At 71.8% G+C, this 16,504-nt stretch carries 13 protein-coding genes and 1 tRNA gene; 11 read left to right on the top strand and 3 right to left on the bottom strand.

What is annotated here, in order from left to right:
* Positions 1-72: 72 nt before the first annotated feature.
* Positions 73-648, bottom strand: a complete 576-nt coding sequence (locus tag DWB68_RS13805; protein ID WP_119425701.1) for a TetR/AcrR family transcriptional regulator — start codon at positions 646-648, stop codon at positions 73-75.
* Positions 649-849: 201 nt separating this feature from the next.
* On the opposite strand from DWB68_RS13805, the gene DWB68_RS13800 reads away from it, so the two are divergent.
* The 5 genes from DWB68_RS13800 to DWB68_RS13780 are packed head-to-tail and all read left to right on the top strand — an operon-like array spanning position 850 to position 7,163.
* On the top strand, positions 850-2,472 hold the full coding sequence (locus DWB68_RS13800) for a carboxyl transferase domain-containing protein (RefSeq protein ID WP_119425700.1): 1,623 nt from the start codon (positions 850-852) through the stop codon (positions 2,470-2,472).
* Between the two features lie 5 nt (positions 2,473-2,477).
* Positions 2,478-4,664, top strand: a complete 2,187-nt coding sequence (locus tag DWB68_RS13795; protein ID WP_233548834.1) for an ATP-binding protein — start codon at positions 2,478-2,480, stop codon at positions 4,662-4,664.
* 17 nt (positions 4,665-4,681) lie between these two features.
* Positions 4,682-5,851, top strand: coding sequence for an acyl-CoA dehydrogenase family protein (locus tag DWB68_RS13790; RefSeq protein ID WP_119425698.1), 1,170 nt, complete (start codon positions 4,682-4,684; stop codon positions 5,849-5,851).
* A complete protein-coding gene (locus DWB68_RS13785) occupies positions 5,848-6,351 on the top strand; it encodes a MaoC family dehydratase (protein WP_119425697.1) in 504 nt (167 codons plus the stop codon). Before DWB68_RS13790 ends, DWB68_RS13785 begins: the two co-directional genes overlap by 4 nt.
* Positions 6,348-7,163, top strand: a complete 816-nt coding sequence (locus DWB68_RS13780; protein WP_325048572.1) for an HpcH/HpaI aldolase/citrate lyase family protein — start codon at positions 6,348-6,350, stop codon at positions 7,161-7,163. Before DWB68_RS13785 ends, DWB68_RS13780 begins: the two co-directional genes overlap by 4 nt.
* 423 nt (positions 7,164-7,586) lie before the next feature.
* Here DWB68_RS13780 and DWB68_RS13775 read toward each other — a convergent pair whose 3' ends face one another.
* On the bottom strand, positions 7,587-8,258 hold the full coding sequence (locus DWB68_RS13775) for a response regulator (protein ID WP_119425696.1): 672 nt from the start codon (positions 8,256-8,258) through the stop codon (positions 7,587-7,589).
* Positions 8,255-9,961 (bottom strand): sensor histidine kinase, encoded by a 1,707-nt coding sequence (locus tag DWB68_RS13770; protein WP_233548833.1) that lies wholly within the window; start codon positions 9,959-9,961, stop codon positions 8,255-8,257. The genes DWB68_RS13775 and DWB68_RS13770 overlap by 4 nt, the downstream gene beginning before the upstream one ends.
* A 148-nt stretch (positions 9,962-10,109) precedes the next feature.
* Between DWB68_RS13770 and DWB68_RS13765 the strand changes: the two genes are divergently transcribed.
* The 6 genes from DWB68_RS13765 (at position 10,110) to DWB68_RS13740 (ending at position 16,182) form a co-directional block, all read left to right on the top strand.
* A complete protein-coding gene (locus DWB68_RS13765) occupies positions 10,110-11,123 on the top strand; it encodes a Bug family tripartite tricarboxylate transporter substrate binding protein (protein ID WP_119425695.1) in 1,014 nt (337 codons plus the stop codon).
* A complete protein-coding gene (locus DWB68_RS13760) occupies positions 11,120-11,623 on the top strand; it encodes a tripartite tricarboxylate transporter TctB family protein (protein WP_119425694.1) in 504 nt (167 codons plus the stop codon). Before DWB68_RS13765 ends, DWB68_RS13760 begins: the two co-directional genes overlap by 4 nt.
* 1 nt (position 11,624) lies before the next feature.
* Positions 11,625-13,406, top strand: coding sequence for a tripartite tricarboxylate transporter permease (locus DWB68_RS13755; protein WP_233548832.1), 1,782 nt, complete (start codon positions 11,625-11,627; stop codon positions 13,404-13,406).
* Positions 13,407-13,531: 125 nt separating this feature from the next.
* Positions 13,532-13,606: transfer RNA gene (locus DWB68_RS13750), tRNA-OTHER, on the top strand.
* A 19-nt stretch (positions 13,607-13,625) separates the two neighbouring features.
* On the top strand, positions 13,626-15,878 hold the full coding sequence (locus tag DWB68_RS16320; protein WP_158588323.1) for a hypothetical protein: 2,253 nt from the start codon (positions 13,626-13,628) through the stop codon (positions 15,876-15,878).
* 121 nt (positions 15,879-15,999) lie between these two features.
* Positions 16,000-16,182 carry a YegP family protein gene (locus DWB68_RS13740; protein WP_119425693.1) on the top strand — a complete coding sequence of 61 codons (183 nt, stop codon included), beginning with the start codon at positions 16,000-16,002 and terminating at the stop codon, positions 16,180-16,182.
* Positions 16,183-16,504: the final 322 nt, after the last annotated feature.

Below are 16,504 nucleotides of genomic sequence, written 5' to 3'. Positions count from 1 at the left end.
GGGTCCGGGGCGACGCGTCGGGGTCGAACGCGTCCGGCGCATCCCCTCGTTGGGGCGATGCACCCGTTCACCCTACCGCCGGGGCGCCGTGAGCGCGGCCATAGCGAGGTTCGTGAAGAGACCCACGGGGTCGGAGACCGCCCCGGAGCGGCGCAGCGCGTGAGGCGTGGAGTTGAGCAGGCCGAACGCTGCGTGCACGCGCAGGCGCAGTTCGGCCTCGTCGGCGTCCGGCACGGAGGGTCCCAGCGCGGCGACCCAGAGCTGCACGTATTCGGCCTGCAAGGAGCGCACGCGGTGGCGCGGCCCGGCGTCCAGGCTGGCGAGGTCGCGTTCCTGCACGCGGATGACGGCTGACTCGTTGACGGCGAAGCGCGCGTGCGCGGTGCACAGCGAGCGCAGGGGCGACGCCGACTCGCAGGCCGCGCGCCCGCCCTCCAGCAGGGATTCGGACACTCCCACGAGCATCTGCGCCAGCAGATCGGCCTTGGATTCGAAGTGCCGGTAGACGGCCGGGGCGCTCACGCCGGCCTCGGCGGCCACGGCCCCGAGCGTGGTGGCGTGGAAGCCGTCGGCGGCAAAGAGGCGCGCGGCGGCGGCCAGCAGCTCGGCCCGGCGGTGAGCCTTGGCCTGCTCCCGAAGGGACACCATGCGCTCCTCCTTCCTGTCGGTACGCCTCGGCGCGGACGCCAGCGCGCCCGCGGCACCAGTCTTCACCAGATGCTTGCCCGGGCGAGCCTAGACAAGCGTGATCAGGGTCACTAGTGTCGGGCTTCAGTGAATCACCATTCACTGAAATTGTCGCCACCGCGGCGGCAACCACACAGCCCGCCACCGACCCTGGAGGCTCATGTGCCGGTCCTGAGCACCACCCTGGACCCCTCCGACCCGCTCGCCCGGGCGCGCCGCGAGCGCAATCGCGCCCTCGCCGAGGAGCTCCGCGAGCGCCTCGCCCGCGCCGCGGCGGGCGGCCCCGAGGCCTCCCGCGAGCGCCACGTGGCCCGCGGCAAGCTCCTGCCGCGCGACCGCGTCGCCACGCTCCTGGACCCGGGTTCGCCCTTCCTCGAGCTCGCGCCGCTCGCGGCGGAGGAGATGTACGACGGCGCGGCGCCGGGTGCCGGCCTCGTCTCGGGGATCGGGCTGGTCCACGGCCGGCCCGTCATGGTGCTCTGCAACGACGCCACGGTGAAGGGCGGCTCGTACTTCCCGATCACGGTCAAGAAGCACCTGCGCGCCCAGGAGGTGGCCGGCGAAAACGCCCTGCCCTGCGTCTACCTCGTGGACTCGGGCGGCGCCAACCTCCCGCGCCAGGACGAGGTCTTCCCCGACCGCGAGCACTTCGGTCGGATCTTCTACAACCAGGCCAGGCTCTCCGCCGCCAAGATCCCGCAGATCGCCGCGGTCCTGGGCTCCTGCACGGCGGGCGGCGCCTACGTCCCGGCCATGAGCGACGAGTCGGTCATCGTGCGCAACCAGGCCACCATCTTCCTGGGCGGCCCGCCGCTCGTGAAGGCAGCCATCGGCGAGGACGTCAGCGCCGAAGAGCTCGGCGGCGGCGAGCTGCACGCCACCACCTCCGGCGTGGTGGACCACCTCGCCGAGGACGACGCCCACGCCCTGGCCATCGTCCGCGACATCGTCGCAACCCTCCCGGCGCCCACCCCGGCCTTCGACAGCGTGACCCGGCGCCCCGCCGTCGAGCCCCTGGTTCCCGCCACGGGGGAGAGCGGCCTCGCCGCCGTGATCCCGGAGGAGGTGACCGAGCCCTACGACCCGCGCGAGATCATCGCCCGGCTCGTGGACGGCAGCGTTCTTGACGAGTTCAAGCCGGAGTTCGGCACGAGCCTCGTGACGGGCTTCGCCCGCATCGACGGCCACCTCGTGGGGATCCTCGCCAACCACGGCGTGCTCTTCTCCTCGAGCGCCCAGAAGGGCGCCCACTTCATCGAGCTGTGCGATCAGCGCGGCATCCCGCTGCTCTTCCTGCAGAACATCTCGGGTTTCATGGTCGGCTCGCAGGCCGAGGCTGGCGGCATCGCCAAGGACGGCGCCAAGCTCGTCACGGCCGTCGCGAGCGCCCGCGTCCCCAAGCTCACCGTGGTGGTGGGCGGCTCCTTCGGCGCCGGAAACTACGCCATGGCCGGCCGCGCCTACCAGCCGCGCTTCCTCTGGATGTGGCCCAACGCCCGCATCTCGGTCATGGGCGGCAAGCAGGCGGCAAGCGTCCTCGCCACCGTCCACCGCGCCAACGTGGAGCGCAAGGGCGGTGAGTTCACGGCGGAGCAGGAGGCGGAGTTCTCCAAGCCCACCCTGGAGCAGTACGAGCATCAGGGCAGCCCCTGGTACTCCACGGCCCGGCTCTGGGACGACGGCGTGATCGCCCCCGAGGACACGCGCCGCGTGCTCTCCCTGGCGCTCGGGGTCATCACGGCCACCGAGCTGCCGCAGACCTCCTTCGGCCTCTTCAGGATGTGAGCCCCGTGTCGCTTCAGCCCCACGCCGTCCCCACCCGGGAGATCCACACCGTCCTCGTCGCCAACCGCGGCGAGATCGCGCGCCGCGTCATCCGCACGGTCCACGCGCTCGGCCTCACGGCCGTGGCCGTCTATTCGGACGCCGACGCGGATGCTGCGCACGTCCGCGAGGCCGACGTCGCCGTGCGCCTCGGCCCGGCTCCGGCCTCCGAGTCCTACCTGGACCTGGACGCCGTCCTCGCCGCCGCCTCGGCCACGGGTGCGGACGCCGTCCATCCCGGATACGGCTTCCTCTCCGAGAACGCGGCGTTCGGCCGCGCGCTCGCCGAGGCGGGCATCGCCTTCATCGGCCCGGGCGAGGAGGCCCTGGCCGTCATGGGAGACAAGATCACGGCCAAGAATCACGTGGCCGCCGCCGGCGTGCCCGTCACGCCGGGCATCGCCGAGGCGGGGCTCGACGACGCCGCCCTGGTCGCCGGGGCGGGCGGCGTGGGCTTCCCGCTGCTCATCAAGCCGAGCGCCGGCGGGGGTGGCCAGGGCATGGTGGAGGTGCACGACGCCGCGGAGCTGCCGGGCGCGCTGGCCTCGGCCCGCCGCACGGCCCGCACGGCCTTCGGCGACGACACGCTCTTCCTGGAGCGCCTCATCACCAACCCGCGGCACATCGAGGTCCAGCTCCTGGCGGACAAGCACGGCACCACGGTGCACCTGGGGGAGCGCGAGTGCTCGCTGCAGCGCCGCCACCAGAAGGTCATCGAGGAGGCCCCCGCGCCGCTGCTGCTCGCCCAGCCCGACGGCGGCGCCGCCCTGCGCGCGCGCCTCGGCGAGGCGGCCGTCAACGCCGCCCGCTCCGTGGGCTACGTGGGCGCTGGCACCGTGGAGTTCCTCGTCTCCGACGACCGCCCCGACGAGTTCTTCTTCATGGAGATGAACACGCGCCTGCAGGTGGAGCACCCCGTCACGGAGGAAGTGGTCCGGGTCCGCGGGGAGCGCCTGGACCTCGTGGCCTGGCAGATCCGCATCGCCGCGGGCGAGGCCCTCGACTTCACGCAGGACGAGGTGCGCCTGACGGGCCACGCCGCCGAGGCGCGCGTCTACGCCGAGCGCCCGGAGGAGAACTTCCTGCCCGCCGTGGGCGCCGTGCGCGCGGTTTCCTTCCCGCGCGGCGAGGGCCTGCGCGTCGACGCGGCGCTGGACGGCCCCGGCGAGGTCAGCGCGTTCTACGACCCCATGATCGCCAAGGTCATCGCCTTCGGCCCCGACCGTGGCGTGGCCCTCGACCGCCTCGACGCCGCCCTCGCGGACACGCTCATCGCGGGCGCCGGCAGCAACGTGGGCTACCTGCGGGCGCTGCTCGCCGATCCGGACGTGCGCGCGGGACGGCTCGACACCGGCCTCATCGCCCGCCGCCCCGAGCTCACGCGCGCCCCGGCGCCGGAGCCCCGGCTCGTCGCGGCGCTCGCCGCGGCCGCCGCCGTCCTCGAGATCCGCGCCGGCTCCGGCGCCCAGGCCCTCGAGCCGATCGTCCCGGCCGCCCAGCCCGGCACCGCGCCCGGCTGGACGCCGGACGGCTGGCGAGCGGGCGGCGTCGGGCAGGCGGGCGTCCACGTGCTCCTCGAGCTGCCCGACGGCGCGGCGAGCGGCGCCGTGACGCCCCGCCCGGGCGGGGCGGAGGGCGAGTTCGGCGACGTCGAATGGCGCGGACAGCATGCCGCTAGGCATGGTGCGTCCACCGAGCAGGAGCTCGTGCTGCACGCCAGCACGGGCGGGATCGGGCGCAGCGCGGCGCGCGCCACGCTCGTGCACACGGGCGGCGACCGGCCCGAGTTGTGGATCCACGGCCTGGGCCAGACTCTGCACGCCACGGCGGTGCTGCGCGCTGCACGGCAGCGCGAGGCGCTCGCCGAGCGCGGCGTGGCGGCGACGGGCGGCGACCCGCGCGCCATCGCGCCCATGACGGGCACCGTGGCGACGATCGGCGTGCGGGACGGCGAGCTCGTCGAGGCGGGGGCGGCGCTCGTGGCCATCGAGGCCATGAAGATGGAGCACCCTGTCACGGCCCCCATCGCCGGGCGCGTGCGCCTCGCGGCGGGCGTGGCCGTGGGATCGCAGGTCAACCAGGGACAGATCGTGGCCGTCATCGAAGCGGAGGCGGAGCCGGAGACCCCGGCCGCCGCCCCGGAAGCCAGCTGAGGAAAGGGAAGCAAGCCATGAGCGAGTCGCTGCTTGAAGAGGAGTACCAGGACCTCGTGGAGACGGTCCGCGAGTTCGCGCGCGAGGTGGTCGCGCCCGTCTCGTACCAGCACGACGTGGAGCACAGCTTCCCGTCCGAGGTGGTGGCGCAGATGGGCGAGCTGGGCCTCTTCGGCCTGCCCTTCCCCGAGGAGTACGGCGGCATGGGCGGCGACTACTTCGCCCTGGCGCTGGCCCTCGAGGAGCTGGGGCGGGTGGATCAGTCGGTCGCGATCACGCTCGAGGCCGGCGTCTCGCTCGGCGCCATGCCCGTGTATCGCTTCGGCACCGAGGCGCAGAAGGAGGAGTGGCTGCCGCGGCTGACCTCGGGGGCCAACCTGGCGGCGTTTGGCCTCACCGAGCCGGAGGCCGGCTCGGATGCGGGCGGCACGCGCACCACCGCGCAGCTCGAGGACGGCGCGTGGGTCATCAACGGCGCCAAGGAGTTCATCACCAACTCCGGCACGGACATCACGGCGCTCATCACCGTCACGGCGGTCACGGGAGAACTCCCGCCCAAGGAGGCGAGCGGCGCCCCGCGCAAGGAGATTTCAACGATCCTGGTGCCCGCTGACACCCCCGGCTTCACGGCCGAGCCGGCCTACAACAAGGTGGGGTGGAACGCCTCCGACACCCACCCGCTCTCCTTCAAGAACGCGCGCGTGCCCGAGGAGAACCTGCTGGGCGAGCGCGGCCGCGGCTACGCCAACTTCCTCTCCATCCTGGACGAAGGCCGCATCGCGATCGCCGGGCTCTCCACCGGCGCCGCGCAGGGCTGCGTCGACGAGTGCGTCAAGTACGCCAAGGAACGCAGGAGCTTCGGCAAGCCCCTCTCCGAGTACCAGGGCGTCTCCTTCAAGATCGCCCGCATGCAGGCCCGCGCCCACCAGGCGCGCCTGGCCTATCACCACGCCGCGCGGCTCATGCTGGCGGGCCAACCGTTCAAGACCGAGGCGGCGCTCGCCAAGCTCATCGCGGGCGAGGCGGCCATGGACAACGCGCGCGACGCCACGCAGGTGTTTGGCGGCTACGGCTTCATCAACGAATCGCTCGTGGCGCGCCACTACCGCGACTCGAAGATCCTGGAGATCGGCGAGGGCACCACCGAGGTGCAGCTCATGCTGATTGGGCGGAGCCTGGGGCTGTGAGCCGGCGGATTCAGCAGCGCGGGCTCTACGCCGACGAGCTGGACCTGGGGGACGAGTTTGTGCACGCGCCAGGGCGCACGCTCACGGAGGCGGACAACGTCCTCTTCACGACGCTCACCATGAACCCGCAGGCCCTGCACCTGGATCACGCCTTCGCGGCGACCCAGCCGTTCAAGCGCCCGCTCGTGAACTCCATGCTGACGCTCTCCACGCTCGTGGGCCTCAGCGTGGGGCAGCTGACGCAGGGCACGCTCGTGGCGCAGTTGGGCCTGAGCGACATCGCCTTTCCGCACCCCGTGTTCGCGGGGGACACGCTCTACGCCTCCACGACCATCACGTCCAAGCGCATGAGCTCCTCGCGGCCCGGTCAGTGGGTCGTGGGGATGAGTCACGAGGGGAAGAACCAGGACGGGCGGGTCGTTGCCACGGCGAATCGCACCGTGCTGTTGTGGGATGCCGCCGGCCACGCCGCGCACGCGGCGGGGGAGGTGCAGGCGTGAGCTTCGTGGACGGGCCGGACCTGATGTTCGTGCCGGGGGATCGCCCCGAACGCTTCGAGAAGGCCGCGGCGCGGGCCTCGGCGGTCATCATCGACCTCGAGGACGCCGTGGCGCCCGGCGCCAAGGCGGCGGCCCGCGACGCCCTGCTGGCCTCCACCCTCGAACCGGCCACCAGCGTGGTGCGGATCAATCCGCGCGGCGAGGGGCACTTCGAGGACGACCTCGCGGCCCTGCGCCGCACGGCGTATCGCTACGTCATGGTGCCCAAGGCGGCCAGCGCCGCTGACGTGCGGCTCCTGGACGGCGACGGCGAGCCGTACCTCGTGGCGGCCCTCATCGAGACGGCCGCGGGGGTCGCCGCCGCGGAGGAGCTCGCGGCCCAGGACCACGTCGGCGCGCTCATGTGGGGTGCCGAGGACCTCATCGCCTCGATGCAGGGCACCGGCTCGCGCCGGGCGGACGCGAGCTACCGGGACGTCTGCGTGTACGCACGCTCCCGCGTGCTGATCGCGGCCAAGGCCCACGGCAAGGCGGCGATCGACGCCGTGTACCTCGACCTCGCCGACGCCGCCGGGCTGGCGGCCGAGACGCATGACGCCGTCGCGAGCGGCTTCGACCTGAAGGCGGTGCTGCACCCCGATCAGGCGGCGGCCGTCCGCGAGGCGTACCGCCCGAGCGCCGAGGAGCTAGCCTGGGCCGCCCGCGTCCTGGAGGCGGCCACCGCGCAGCAGGGTAGCTTCGCCCTGGACGGGCGCATGGTGGACGAGGTGGTCCTGAAGAAGGCCAGGCTGCTCGCGGCCAGGGGCGCCTAGCCCGGGAGGATGCAGCAAGGGCGAGGCAGCTGAGGCCGGGGGAACGGCCGTCGAAGCTACCCCGCCCTTGTTGGCGGGCAGGACCCTCGAGGAAGGGAGAGAAGGTCCTGCAGGGATCTCGCCCGGCGCCCATGGAAGGGGATGTCCGGCGCCCGGGAGAGAAGTGGGCGAGGGGCTGGGACGTGCCCCTCGCTGGTTGATGCGACGCGCGCGCCGAGCTCAAGTCTGGCAGCACGCGCGCCACGGATGCGGGGATCTGGCCGGTGTGGCCTGACTCACATCAGTTTATGTAGAGCCCTTGTCGAAACGCGAGGGGCGGGGAGCGGTTCCCAGGTCATTGCCGGGCAGAACGCTGTTCGGGTTAAGGAATACCAGGCCGCGTCCGGGCCACCGGACGCGCGGGCGCCCCAAGCCCTTGTCGGATCAGGCGTGCGCGCGGTAGCGGCGCTCCGGACGTCCCGCCCCGTACTTGAGCTCCACGCTCAGGACCCCCTGCGCCGCGAGGTGCTCCAGGTAGCGGCGCGCGCTCACGCGGGAGATGCCCACGCGTTGGGCGGCCTCGGAGGCGGAGAGGTCGCCGGCTGCCGAGGCCACGGCCTCGCGCACCTTGGCGAGGGTCTCGCCGGAGAGCCCCTTGGGAGGCGCGGGGGCGCCGGCCGCCGCCGGGGGAGCCCCGAAGAAGCGGTCGATCGTGGCCTGCTCCGCCGTGCCCTCGCCGCCCACGGCGCTCACGAGCTGGCGGTAGTTCTGTAGGCGCACGGCCAGGTCCTCGCGCGCGAAGGGCTTCATGAGATAGCCGACGACGCCGCCGCGCACGGCGCGCCCCACGGTCGCCTGCTCGCGGGCGGCCGTGATGACGAGCGCGTCAAGGTCGGGGTGGATGCCGCGCAGCTCGCGCAGCAGGTCCAGACCGTTGGTGTCGGGGAGGTGGATGTCCAGCAGCACCAGGTGGGGCCGCGTGGAGGCGACGAGGCTCGTCGCCTCGTGGGCGTTGTGGGCCACTCCGGCCACGTGGAAGCCCTCCTCGTTGGCCACGAATCCCGCGTGGATGCGCGCAACCATGAAGTCGTCGTCCACGACCACCACGTTGATCACCGCGTGTTTCCCCCTGCCTGCTTCGTCTCGAGCTCCCGCGTGGCTGGCTCGGCGGCCGCGCCGGCGCCCGACCTTGTTGCATGCGGCGCAGGGGAGTCCTGGCGCACGGGGGCCGGTTCGCGGGGGAGCCAGGCCTGAAAGGTGGTGCCCTCCCCATCTTCCAGGGCAACGTCGCCGCCGCGGCGGCGACACACGTGGCGGGTGAGCGCCAATCCGACGCCGCGCCCGCCGGGCGAATCGGAGGCCTTGGTGCTGAAGCCGCGCTCGAAGATGCGCTCGCCGAGCGCCGGGTCCGGGCCGTCGCCCGGATCGCTCACGCTCACCGTGATGGTGCCCGCCTCGTCCTGCAGGTCCAAGGTCACCACCGCGTCGGGCAGGCCGGAGATCGCGTCCAGCGCGTTGTCGATGAGGTTGCCGATCACCGTGATGAGGTCGCGCGAGAGCTCGGGGGAGACGGGGCCCAGGTGGGCCTCGGGATCGAGGTCGAGGCGGACGTGCCGCTCCGCTGCGGCGGAGGACTTGGCGACGATGAGCGCCGCGAGGGGTGCGTCGGCCACGCGCTCGGTCACGGCGTCAACGATGATGGAGCGCTCCGTGGAGGCGGCCTCGACGAAGCGCAGGGCCTCCTGGGATTCTCCGAGCTGGATCAGCCCGGCGATGGTGTGCAGCTGATTGGCGAACTCGTGGGTCTGGGCGCGCAGCAGATCCGAGGTGGTCTGGGTGGTGCCGAGGCGGTCCTCGAGCTCGAAGAGGTCGGTGCGGTCGCGCAGCGTGGTGACGGAGCCGATGCGGCGCCCATGCGAGGTGATGGCCTTGTTGTTCGCCACGAGCAGTCGATCGCCCACGAGCAGCGGCCGGTCGGCGATCTCCTCCCGCGAGCCAACCACCTCCAGCAGGGCGTCGGAGACCCCGTGGGTCGGCAGCTGGGTGCCCTCGCGCACGCCGTCCCAGCCCAGCTGGGCACGAGCCGCGTCGTTGAGCACGGTGATCCTGCCCTCCAGATCCACGGCCACGATGCCCTCCTTGACGCCGTGCAGCAGCGCCTCGCGGTGCTCCACGAGGGCGGCGATCTCGCCGGGTTCCATGTCCAGGGTCTGGCGCTTGAGGCGGCGCGAGAGCAGCCACGAGCCGCCCAGGCCGATCGCTGTACACGCCAGCAGCGCCACGAAGGCATCCGGCGCCGCCTCGGCGAGCCGCTCGCCCCAGCTCGGATACTCGCGGGCCGCGACCGCCACGCCCACCCGGCCGCCGTCGTCCCCAAACACGGGGACGCGGGCCAAGAGCAGGTGCTGCCCCGCGACGTCGGCCGTTCCCGTCCACTGGCGATTCAGCGCCCCCTGCATGATGGCCACGGGTGCCACGTAGCCCACCAAGGTCACGTCGGAGGAGGCGACGACGATCCCGTTCTCGTCCACGAGCGTGGCGTAGGTCGGGCCGGAGACGGAGCGCACGGATTCGAGCGCCGCGGGCAGGGCCGAACCGCCGCGCGGGATGGCATCCGGGAGCTCGGTGCGGACGAGGGGGGTGGCGGCCAGGGCCTCGGCGGCGGAGAGCGTGCGCCGCCCCTCCAGGGCTTCGAAGGAGCGCAGGGACTGGGCCACCGAAAGGTAGAGCACGCCGGCCAGGACCCCGAGCAGCACCAGGAGCTGCAGGGCAAGCAGCTGCCCGGCGAGGGAGATGCGGCGGGGGCGGCGGGAGGGCACGAGCGACCATTTCAATGGGAAAGTTGGGGCGGCGGAAACCGTGACCACAATGACCACAAGATTCGATGTGAACGCAAGCTGTGATCCACATCATAGGCGCGTGCACGCTGTACGAGTTCAAGCAAGGCACTCAATGAGGAGACCGCTCATGGCTCGCATTCGCACCCTCAAGTTCGCCGCCGTCGCGGCGGCTGCCGCTCTCGCCCTCACCGCGTGCGGTGCCACCTCCGGCACCAACGCGAGCTCGGGCGGCGCGGCCTCAGACGGTCCCGTGAAGGACCTTCGCATCATGGTCCCGAACACGCCGGGTGGCGGCTACGACACCACGGCCCGCACCGCGGCCAAGGTCATGGCGGCCGAGGGCATCACCGACAAGGCGCCCGAGGTGTTCAACCTCGCCGGCGCGGGCGGCACGGTGGGCCTGGCCCGCCTCGTCAACGAAAAGGGCAAGGGCGATCTGGCCATGCTCATGGGCCTGGGCGTGGTGGGCGCGAGCTACACCAACAAGACCGAGGCCAAGCTCACCGAGACCACCCCGCTGGCCAAGCTCATCGAGGAGCCGGGCGCCATCATGGTCTCCAAGGATTCGCCGTACAAGACGATCGACGAGCTGGTGACGGCCTGGAAGGCCGATCCCAGCAAGATCTCCGTGGGCGGCGGCTCCTCGCCGGGCGGCCCGGACCACCTGTTGCCGATGCAGCTGGCGCAGGCGGTCGGCATCGACCCGACCAAGGTCAACTTCGTCTCCTACGACGGCGGCGGCGATCTGCTGCCGGCCATCCTCGGCAACAAGGTCTCGGTGGCCGCCTCCGGCGCCGGCGAGTACATGAAGCAGATCGAGTCCGGCGAGGTCCGCGTGCTGGCCGTCTCCGGCGCCACCCGCCTGGAGGGCGTGGACGCCCCCACGCTGAAGGAATCCAACATCGACCTGGTCTTCAGCAACTGGCGCGGCATCGTGGCCCCTCCCGGCATCTCGGAGGCCGACAAGACCAAGTGGATCAACGCCCTGAAGAAGCTGCACGAGTCGGCCGGCTGGAAGGAAGCCCTGAAGACCAACGGTTGGACGGACGCCTTCATCACCGGTGACGAGTTCGGCACCTTCCTCAAGGACCAGGACAAGGCGGTGGCCGACGTTCTGACCAAGCTGGGTCTGGCCAAGTGACCACCGCAGCTACTGCCCGCCCCAACCGCTCCGAGCTGGGCCTCGCGGCCCTGCTCGGGGTGGTTGGGGTGGTCGCCATTGTTGACGCGCTCGGCCTGACCAGCGCGACCACGACCTCGGACCCCGTGGGTCCGAAGGCCATGCCCATCGCGGTGGGCATCCTCCTCCTGGTGTGTGCCGTGGTGCTGGCCCTCCAGGTGCTGCGCGGCGGGGCGGCTGAGCCGGACGCCGGCGAGGACATCGACCCCACCTCGGCGTTCGACTGGAAGACCCTGGCCCTCCTGGTGGGCTTCTTCCTTCTCAACGCGGCGCTCATCAACCAGCTCGGATGGGTCATCTCCGGCGCGATCATGTTCTGGGGCTCCTGCTGGGCCCTCGGTTCCCGTCGCTGGATCGTGAACATCTTCATCTCGCTGGCGCTGACCCTCGCCACGTACTACGGCTTCTATTTCGGCCTCGGCATCAAGCTGCCGGCCGGGATTCTCACGGGGATTCTGTGACATGGAAACGCTCAATCTGTTGATGGATGGCTTCAGCCACGCGCTGACGCCCACCAACCTGCTCTTCGCCTGCATCGGCGTGGTGCTCGGCACCGCCGTGGGCGTCCTGCCCGGCATCGGCCCGGCCATGGCCGTGGCGCTCCTGCTGCCGGTCACGGCCGGACTGGGTCCGGACACGGCCCTCATCATGTTTGCCGGCATCTACTACGGCGGCATGTACGGCGGTTCAACCACGTCGATCCTGCTGAACACGCCGGGCGAGTCCGCCACGGTGATCACGGCGATCGAGGGCCACAAGATGGCCAAGGCAGGGCGCGCGGCGCAGGCCCTGGCCACCGCGGCGATCGGTTCCTTCGTGGCCGGCACCATCGGCACGGCGCTGCTCGTGGCAGTGGCCCCGCTCGTCGTGAAGTTTGCCGTCAACCTCGGCGGGCCGTCCTACTTCGGCATCATGCTCCTGGCCCTCGTGGCCGTGACCGCGGTGCTCGGCAGCTCCAAGGTTCGCGGCTTCGCCTCGCTGGGCCTGGGTCTGGCGATCGGCCTCGTCGGTTCCGACGTGGTCTCCGGTCAGCAGCGCATGACCTTCGACATCCCGCTGCTCGCGGATGGCATCGACATCGTGGTGGTGGCCGTGGGCATCTTCGCCGTCGGCGAGGCCCTGTGGATCGCCGCCCACCTGTCCAAGGCCAAGACCACCACCATCCCGGTGGGTGCCCCGTGGATGGGCAAGGAGGACTGGAAGCGTTCCTGGAAGCCGTGGCTGCGCGGCACGGCCTACGGTTACCCGTTCGGAGCCCTGCCGGCCGGCGGCGCCGAGATCCCGACGTTCCTCTCCTACATCACGGAGAAGCGCCTCTCGAAGCACAAGGAGGAGTTCGGCCACGGCGCCATCGAGGGTGTCGCCGGCCCGGAGGCCGCGAACAACGCCTCGGCCGCCGGATCGCTGACGCCCATGCTGGCCCTGGGCCTGCCGGTCAACGCGACGGCAGCCGTCATGCTCGCGGCGCTCACGAGCTACGGCATCCAGCCTGGCCCGCTCCTCTTCGAGGAGCAGCCGCAGCTCGTCTGGGGCCTCATCGCCTCCCTGTTCATCGGCAACACGTTGCTGCTGCTGATCAACATGCCGCTCGCGCCCCTGTGGGCCAAGCTGCTGCAGATCCCGCGCCCGTACCTCTACGCGGGCATCCTGTTCTTCGCGACGCTCGGCGCGTTCGCGGTGAACATGCAGTCCTTCGACCTGGTGCTCCTGATGATCCTGGGCCTGCTCGGCCTGGTCATGCGCCGCTACGGCCTGCCCGTGCTGCCCATGATCATCGGCGTCATCCTGGCGCCGCGCGCCGAGAAGGCGCTGCGTCAGTCGCTGCAGCTCTCCAACGGCAATCCGATCGGCCTGTTCTCGGAGCCGGTGGCGGTGGTCTGCTACATCATCATCGTGCTGGTCCTGGCGCTGCCGCTCTTCGCCTGGTGGTGGAAGAAGCGTCATCCTGGTGCCTCGGGCCTGATCGCCGAGGGCGTGGATCAGACCGTCGAGGTGGCCGAGCGCATCGGCGAGGGCGAGACGGTGCAGGGCGACATGCGTGCCTACCTGGACGAGCACGGCACCAAGATTCGCGAGAACGGCCGGCCGGTGGGTATCGCGACGCTGCCGACCAAGCCGGAGGCCCCCGGCGCGAACGACGGCGACGAGGACCGCGGGCATTGCCCCGGCAGCGACGCCAGGCCCGTCTCCGCCTCGGAGACGGAGCGTCGCCAGCGCGAGGAGCGCGGGCGGCACAGCGAGTAGCCACCCGCCCGTGCCGGGCGCGCCATGACGGCGCCCGGCACGGGCGGCATCCTGCCCGACGGCGGCCGCTCACCCTTGGGGGGTGAGTGGCCGCCGCGCTGTTCCCACCTGTAGGGTGGGCGCCACGACGTGTAGCTCACTAGTCAGAGCGCCGGGCTGTTACCCGGAGGGAGCAGGGGCGGAACCTGCCACGTCGACCAGTCCCAGAGAGCGAGCGCAATGACGTTTCCCTATGCCATGGGCCAGTTGGCCCGAGCCCTCGCCACGGCGGAGCACCACCCGGACCTGGCAACGCGCGAGCGCGCTGCGCTGAGGTCCGAGGGGTGGTTCAAGCACCTTCAACGCTCGGCCCTCGGCCTGATCAGGACGGGGGACCGGGCACCGCTGGCGCGGACCCCGGTCTGGGTCACCCCAGACGTGCTGCGCGGGGGCTTCGTCTCCGGCGACGCCGCGGCGCAGCTTCCGCTGGACGAGCGTGAGCTGGCCGTCCTCTCCGAGGCCTCGCTGCCCGCAACGCGCAGCGCCATGAACGGGTGGTGGCTCTCCGAATCGGGGATGCAGGTCCTGGTCCGTTTGCTGGGCACCGGTCACTACCGGTTGGAGCATCCAGAGGAGGGAGCCTTTCTCGCCGTGGCCGCGCTGCTCGAGGATGGCGACGCAGACGCCGCGTGGGCGATCCTGCGGGAGCTGGGGCCGTGGATGGATCGGCTGCGCTTCTCTCCCCGCGAGGCCCGGGACGCGCAGCCGCTCACCGGCCAGACCCAGCGCTACACGGCGGCCCAGACGGCGCAGCGCCTGGCGCACAAGCGCCCGCAGGCCCAGGTGGAGGCCCAGAGGGAGGCCCACGGGGTCTGGGCCCCGTGGGAGGACCGGCTCGTGGCCTTCTTTGAGGCCTGGCGGAACATGCCGGCGGAGGAGGTTCGCGCGTCGGCGGCGGTCTTGGTGGCCGAGTACGAGCGGCTCGCCTTGCTACACACGCTCAGCCGCAAGCACCTTCGCCCAGGCAGCACCCTGGCGCGCCTGAACGCGGCCGTCGCGTCCTTGGCGAGCGCGGGGGAGCTGACCCCGCGCGAGCACGGCCTGCTTGACGCGACGCTGCGCCGGGCCGCCGATAAGCGCGGCGCCCTCGGTAGCCCGGAACGCGAGGCCCTCCGCGCCCGGCAACGCGCCGATGTGCGCGCCCCCTCACACGCCGCGGTGGCTGCGGTCGTTGCCACCCGGGTCAGCGCCGCGCCGCCCGATCGAGGGTTGCCGGACGGGCACGGGCTTGATGGTCCGCTCACCGGGAAGGAGCAGGAGCGCACGGGCCTGCCGGAGGGCACCCCCGTGCCCGAAGCCGCCCGGAGCATCCTGGGGCAGGGCCTGCGGGCGGGCGTCGACGAGCTGCTGGCCCGCGGCGTCGTCCCCTCGGCGGAAGCGCTCGCCGAGCTGGCCCCGGACCTTGTGGCGGAGCACCTGGCGCGCACCCACCCGGACCCGGCGCTGGGGCGCCTGCTCGCCCTGATCTACCTGACCTTCAGGAAGCGGCGGACGCTGCTGCTGCTCAACCTCCAAGCGCAGGTGCGTTTCGAGGAGCTACCGTGGGTCGGCCCGCTCTCCCCGGAAGGGGAGCCGGGCAGCCGGCCCAGCCACACGCCGTCGGGCGCTGGACGGGCTGGCACCGCCACGGCGGGTCCCGGGCAGGCCTCGGCGCTCGCCGTGGCCCGCCGCTTGGGCGGCCTGGGCGTCCAGTGGTTCCCTGGCACCCTGCAGCCCAACCCGCTCACCTCCGAACTGCGGTACCTGCTGGGGCTGGCCGGGAGCCAGGTGGTGCTGCCGGAGGAGTTGGCGGCCGACATCTTCATGGGTTCGTTCTCCCCGCGCTTCGAACAGGCGGCCGCCCGAGGCGCGCGGGCGTTGGGCGGGAGCCTCTACGGGCGCTACTACCGGCTGGATTACTTGGCGGCGGAACGGCACAAGCTGGCAGCGCTGTGCACCCGTCGGGCGCGGGAACTGGGAAACCTCACGGCCGATGCCAACGGGACGGCGGCCAACGGCGCGGTGATCGAGCAGGCCCAGGTGCTCAGCACCCATCACCTGCTTCCGCTCCTGGAGCTCGGGGCCTTGGAGGGGATGGATTTTGCCGGGATCGCCCGGCGCGCGCTGTCCACCGCCCGCGCGGCGCTCAGGCTGGCGCTGGAGCAGGACCGACCGTTGGGGCGGATCAAGGACGCCGCTTACGCGTGGCGCAACATGGTGTTTTTCCTCGCGCAGCTTTCGGACAGGGAGGCCCACGCATGGGTCCGGCTCGCGGCCGAGGCGGAGGGGGGACGGCCGGAGGAGCGGGTGCTGGCGGGGCTACTGCGCGAGCTCGACCTGGTGGCCCAGGGCGGCGTGGGGGCGCAAGGGGTGCGCGCCTTCTACGGGTGGTCAACCGTGCCCCATCCGCAGCTGGCGAGGCTCCGCAAGGCGGCAGGTGTCCAGCCCCGATGACGGGCCCGCGGCCCTTGTGCGCCCGGGGCGCCCGGGCAAGGATGGGGCCGGGGGCGCTCCGCGCGCCCTCGTCTGCACCAGCAAGAAGCAAACCCTGCAGTGATCGAGCTCAAGGAGCACCATGGCTGGCAAGTTTGAGGTGTACGAAGACGCGAGCGGGAAGTTCCGTTTCCGTTTGAAGGCGGGCAACGGGGAGGTCGTGGCCACGGGCCAGGCCTACACCACGCGCGAGGGGGCGGTGAAGGGTACGCAGGCCGTCCAGCGAGCGGCTGACGGCGCCTCGGTCGTCGACGCCGACTCCTAGCGTCACGCGCTGACGGAACGGCCGCCCGCCCCGGGAGGGGAGGGCGGCCTTCTTCGTGCTGGGTACCGGCTACCGGCATTGCTGATGGAACGGTCGGTTCATTTACACATTTGACGAGCAATAAACTCTCAACGCTTTGAGATATATATAGATTTGAAAGACCCTTCAGGATTGACGGCAAAGTCGCAAGATGGTGCTCTAGCTGTATTGCCCCGGCAGGTTAGGTACGTCTTCGGCGGGGCGGCGTGACATGAGGAAGACCTCCGGGTGAGGTGTGGAGCTATCTAGGAACCAGCTCTCACCACGGAGGTCTTCATACCCC

Origin of the sequence: Galactobacter valiniphilus, from assembly GCF_003575975.1 — a bacterium.
GTDB lineage: Bacteria > Actinomycetota > Actinomycetes > Actinomycetales > Micrococcaceae > Galactobacter > Galactobacter valiniphilus.
The sequence above is the reverse complement of the archived record's forward strand: the minus strand, read 5'-3'. Positions and strand labels throughout refer to the sequence as shown.

Excerpts from the sequence above, each read along its gene's own strand:
- DWB68_RS13805 (WP_119425701.1), bottom strand. The coding sequence starts at position 648 with ATGGTGTCCCTTCGGGAGCAGGCCAAGGCTCACCGCCGGGCCGAGCTG.
- DWB68_RS13790 (WP_119425698.1), top strand. The coding sequence starts at position 4,682 with ATGAGCGAGTCGCTGCTTGAAGAGGAGTACCAGGACCTCGTGGAGACG.
- DWB68_RS13765 (WP_119425695.1), top strand. The coding sequence starts at position 10,110 with ATGGCTCGCATTCGCACCCTCAAGTTCGCCGCCGTCGCGGCGGCTGCC.
- DWB68_RS13755 (WP_233548832.1), top strand. The coding sequence starts at position 11,625 with ATGGAAACGCTCAATCTGTTGATGGATGGCTTCAGCCACGCGCTGACG.
- DWB68_RS16320 (WP_158588323.1), top strand. The coding sequence starts at position 13,626 with ATGACGTTTCCCTATGCCATGGGCCAGTTGGCCCGAGCCCTCGCCACG.
- DWB68_RS13740 (WP_119425693.1), top strand. The coding sequence starts at position 16,000 with ATGGCTGGCAAGTTTGAGGTGTACGAAGACGCGAGCGGGAAGTTCCGT.